1 protein-coding gene is annotated in these 2411 nt (G+C 75.4%); it reads left to right on the forward strand.

The window, feature by feature from the left end; genetic code table 11:
• Positions 1-1994 (forward strand): DUF6049 family protein (locus tag SACPADRAFT_RS27850; protein WP_007027302.1); only part of this gene is annotated, 1994 nt, incomplete at its 5' end.
• Positions 1995-2411: the final 417 nt, after the last annotated feature.

Consider the following 2411-nt stretch of genomic DNA (forward strand, 5'->3'; position numbering starts at 1 on the left):
CGCCGCGACGGGCCGGACCGGACGACGCGACCGTCACCCTCGCCGCCACCGTCACCAACACGGGGGACCGGCCGATCTCCGACCTCGTCGCGCGGGTCCAGGCGGGCCCGCGCCAGACCGGCGCCGGGACGCTCGGCAGGACACTGGCCGATCCGCCCCCCGCGGGCGCCGGGTGGTCCGACTGGGTCGGTGTCGCCGACCGGCTGGAGATCGGGGACAGCGCCGAGCTGTCGATCACCGCGGACCTCGCCACGCTCGGGATCACCGACCCGGGCGTGTACCCGTTGCTGCTCAACGTCAACGGGACCCCGGCCTACGGCGGCCCCGCGCGGCTCGCGGTGGCGGATCTCCTGCTGCCCGTCCTGGGCGGGCCCGGCACGTCGGACGGCGCGGCGGGCAGGCCCGTGTCGTTGCTGTGGCCGTTCGCCGCGCGGGAGCCGAAGGTGGTCTCCGACCCGTACGGCGGCCCGGTGGTGCTCTCCGACGACGCGCTCGCGGCCGCGCTGGCCCCGGGCGGGCGGCTCGACACGCTGGTGCGCGCCGCCGGGAGCCGACGTGACTCGCCGGAGGTCTTCGGGTCGCTGTGCTTCGCCGTGGACCCCGACCTGCTCGAGACCGTGCACGCGATGAGCGGCGGCTACCGCGTGCGGACCCCCGAGGGCGACGTCGCCGGGAAGGGGGTGGAGCACGCCCGGAGGTGGCTGGCCGACCTGCGTGAACTGGTCGCCGGGCACTGTGTGGTCCAGCTCCCGTACGCCTCGGCGGAACTGGCCGCGCTGCCCCGCGTCGGGTCCGGCACCGAGCTGACCGCGGACGCCGTCCGGAACAGCGCCACCGTGCTGGACCTGCTGAACCTCGAACCGAAACGGAACATGGTGTGGACCCGCTCGGAGGTGGACGGGTCCGTGTTGGACGCGCTGGCCGCGGCGGGGACCGACACCGTGCTCGCCGACCCGGCGCGGACCGCGACGGACACCTCCTCCCACGAGGTGCGGGTGGTGCCCACGGACCCGCTGGTCACGACGGCGTTCACCACGTCGGGCCCGGCCGGCTCCGGCACCGGCGACCGGGGCCTCGACGTCGGTACCCAGAACGCCGCGGGCGCACTGGCCGTCCGGGCCGGTGTCGGCGCGGAGAGCGGCACGTCCCCGTTGCTGGTGGCACCGCCGCACGGCTGGGACGCCACCCGCGACGACCTGACCTCCCTGCTGGACACCGTCGAGCGGCTGCGCACCACCGGTGCGCTCGCCCCCACACCACTGGGTGAGCTGGTGGCCGAGCCCGGACCGGACACGGAGGCGGTCGGCACGACCACCCCGGCACAGGCCCCGCACGGTCGGCGGGAACCCGGGACGGCACCGGTGTCGGACGCGCTCCTGGAGGCGCTGGACGAGGTCGAGACGACCGCGGCGGACCTCCGCGGGGCCATGTCGGTGGACCCGACCAGACAGGTCGAACCGGTCAGCGTCATCCGGCCGCTGCACAACGCGGTGCTGCGCACGTTGTCCGGAGGGTGGCGCACCCGGGACGCGCGGATGGAGGCCGCCGCGGCCGCGGAGGCGCAGGTGCGTGCCCTGCGCGACCGGGTGACGGTGCAGACACCGTCCCAACCCGTGTCCCTGGCCTCGGAATCGAGTCCGCTGCCGGTGACGGTGCGCAACGACCTCCCGGTGGCGGTCACCGTGCGCGTCGACCTGGGCGACAGTCCGGGCCTGCGGCCCGCCCGGATCGGGAACACCCCGCTGGCGGCGGACAGCAGCATCAGCAGGTTGATCCCGGCCGACACGCTCCGTTCGGGACGGTTCATCGTGCGGGTGGCGGTGACCACTCCCGGTGGCACGACCCTCGGGAGTCCCGCCCGGATGGAGTTGGTCTCCAGCGAACTCGGCACGGTCGTGGTCGTGTTGACCGCAACAGCCGGTGCGGCTCTGCTCCTGCTCTCGGGACTGCGGATATACCGTCGGGTGCGCACCGGGGCGGGTAAGCGCGGCTGAGTTCCGGGCCCGCGCCCGTTTACCCTGAAAGCCGGTCAGGCCGACCATCGACGGATTGGGCACGTGTTGGACGAGCAGTCGGGCGGTACACCCGAACACGAGGGCGGTTCCGCGCGTTCCGACCGCGTGCCGCCCCGTCGTCCCGGGCAGGCGCCACCACCTCCGGAGCGGGACGCGCGCAGGCGCCCGCCGCACGAACGGTGGGAGCCGCCGTCCGGACCACCTCCGGAGAACGGCCACCACCCGCCGCAGGACGGACCCCGTCCGCCCGCCGGACACCCCGCGCAGGGGAAGCCTCCGCAGGGCGCGCAGGGAAAGCCCCCGCAGGGACAGGCCCCCCAGGGACAGCCGTCGCAAGGGCAGCCGTCGCAGGGACAGGCCCCGCAGGGACAGGCCCCGCCGGGGCAGCAGCCGCCG

Source organism: Saccharomonospora iraqiensis subsp. paurometabolica YIM 90007 (assembly GCF_000231035.2).
GTDB lineage: Bacteria > Actinomycetota > Actinomycetes > Mycobacteriales > Pseudonocardiaceae > Saccharomonospora > Saccharomonospora paurometabolica.